Annotated in this window: 1 protein-coding gene and 1 pseudogene; both read left to right on the forward strand. The window is 75.3% G+C overall.

The window, feature by feature from the left end:
• Positions 1 to 82 precede the first annotated feature (82 nt).
• A complete protein-coding gene (locus JM949_RS35205) occupies positions 83 to 1,060 on the forward strand; it encodes a beta-ketoacyl reductase (protein WP_456320248.1) in 978 nt (325 codons plus the stop codon).
• Positions 1,057 to 2,583, forward strand: a pseudogene (locus tag JM949_RS35210) (type I polyketide synthase); the annotation flags it as partial. The gene JM949_RS35205 and the pseudogene JM949_RS35210, both read left to right, overlap by 4 nt.

Raw genomic sequence — 2,583 nt, forward strand, 5'->3', positions numbered from 1 at the left:
GCGGCCCCGACGCGCCCGGCGCGGCCGCCCTGCCGACGAGCTGACCGCGCTCGGCAGCCGGGTCACCGTGTGCGCCGCCGACGTGGCTGACCGGGCGGCGCTGGCCCGGGTGCTCGACGACGTGCCGGCCGAGGTCCCGCTGACCGCCGTCTTCCACACCGCCGGCGTGCTCGACGACGGCTTCATCGCGGACCTGACGCCGCAGCGGTTCGCCGCCGTGGACGCGCCGAAAGCGGTGGCCGCCCGCCACCTGCACGAGCTGACCGCCCGGCACGACCTGGACGCGTTCGTGCTGTTCTCCTCGTTCGCCGGTCTGGTCGGCAACGCCGGCCAGGCGAACTACGCGGCTGCCAACTCCTACCTGGACGCCCTGGCCCGGCACCGGCGCGCGGAGGGTCGCATCGCGACCTCCGTGGCCTGGGGTGCCTGGGCCGACGGCGGGCTCGCCGACGGTGCGGTCGGTGAGCGGCTGCGCCGACGCGGGATCGTGCCGATGCCGCCGGAGCGGGCGCTGTCGGCGCTGCGGGCCGCCCTCGACGCCGACGAGACCTGCGTCGCGGTGGCCGACATCGACTGGGCCCGCTTCGGCGCGGCCTTCACCGAGGTACGCCCCAGCCCGCTGCTGCGCGATCTCGTGCCGCCCGACACCGAGGCGTCGACCGGCGCCGAAATCGCCGCCCAACTCGCGGCGTGCTCCCCGGCCGAACGCGCCGACCTGGTCCTCGACCTCGTCCGCGCGCACACCGCGACAGTGCTCCGCCACGACTCGACCCAGACCGTCAGCCCGCACGTCGTCTTCCGGGAACTGGGCTTCGACTCGCTGACCCTGCTGGAGCTGCGCAACCGGCTCGCCACGGTCACCGGGGTGCGGCTACCGGCGACCGCCCTGTACGACCATCCGACACCGGCGGCGCTCGCCGAGCACCTGCACGACCTGCTCGCCCCGGCCGACGCGGCGACCGCCGAAGCCGACACCGACACCGACACCGACACCGACGAGTTCGACACGATGACCGCCGCGGCCCTGGTCCGCCTGGCACTGGAAGGCGGGGATCGGTGAGCGACGCCACCGAATTGGTGCAGGCACTCCGTGCCGCCCTGCGAGACAACAAACGTCTCAAAGAGGACAACCGGCGGCTCGCCGAGACCGCTACCGAGCCCATCGCGATCGTGGCGGTGGGCTGCCGTTTCCCGGGCGGCGTCAGCGGCCCCGACGAGTTCTGGGACCTGCTGGCCCGGGGCGGCGAGGCCATCGGGCCGGTCCCGGCCGATCGCCGCTGGGGCGTCCCGGGCACCGGCCACACCGAGGGCGGCTTCCTCGCCGACGCCGGCGACTTCGACCCCGGCTTCTTCGGCATCAGCCCACGGGAGGCCCGGTCGATGGACCCGCAGCAGCGGCTGCTGCTCGAGGTGGCCTGGGAGACGCTGGAGGGCGCCGGCCTCGACCCGACCGGGCTGCGCGGCAGCCGTACCGGGGTGTTCGTGGGCACCAACGGTCAGGACTACGGCGCGCTGGCACAGGCCGACGCGGGCACCGAGGGCTACCTGATCACCGGCAACGCGGCGAGTGTCGTGTCCGGACGGGTGTCGTACACGTTCGGGTTCGAGGGTCCCGCGGTCACCGTGGACACCGCCTGCTCGGCGTCGCTTGTCGCGCTGCACCTGGCCGCCCAGGCCGTACGGCGGGGAGAGTGCCAGCTGGCGCTGGCCGGCGGTGCCACGGTGATGGCCACCCCTACCGCGTTCACCGAGTTCAGCCGGCAGGGCGGCCTGGCGTCGGACGGGCGGTGCAAGGCGTTCGCCGCCGACGCGACGGCACCTCCTGGGGCGAGGGCGTCGGGTTGGTGCTGCTGGAACGGCTCTCCGAGGCACGTCGCCTCGGCCACCCGGTGCTGGCCCTGCTGCGCGGCAGCGCGGTCAACTCCGACGGCGCCAGCAACGGCCTGACCGCGCCGAACGGCCTGGCCCAGCAAAGGGTGATCCGCGACGCGCTGGCCGCCGCCCGGCTCGGCCCGCAGGACGTGGACGCGGTCGAGGCGCACGGCACCGGCACCGCCCTCGGCGACCCGATCGAGGCGGACGCGCTGATCGGCGTGTTCGGCGCCAACCGGGACCGTCCGCTCTGGCTCGGCTCGCTGAAGTCGAACATCGGCCACACCCAGGCCGCCGCGGGGGTCGGCGGCGTCATCAAGATGGTGCTCGCCCTGCGGCACGGCCTGCTGCCGCGCACGCTGCACGCCGCCCGGCCGACCCCGCACGTGGACTGGACGGCCGGCGCGCTCCGGCTGCTCACCGAGGCGCAACGGTGGCCACGCTCCGAGCGTCCACGGCGGGCCGGGGTGTCGTCGTTCGGGGTCAGCGGCACCAACGCGCACGTGATCGTCGAGGAGACTCCGGAGCCGGAGCCGGAGCCAGCAGAGGCCGCCCCGGTCGGCACCGTCCTGCCGTGGCTGCTCTCCGGCCACACCGAGCAGGCGCTGCGGGCGCAGGCGGTCCGGCTGCTGGCGCGGGTCGACACCCGGCCGGAGCTGTCGCGCTCGACGTGGCGTACACCCTCGCCGCCGGCCGGCCGCGCTGCCGCAG

Source organism: Micromonospora tarensis, assembly GCF_016803395.1.
GTDB classification, from domain to species: Bacteria; Actinomycetota; Actinomycetes; order Mycobacteriales; family Micromonosporaceae; genus Micromonospora; species Micromonospora tarensis.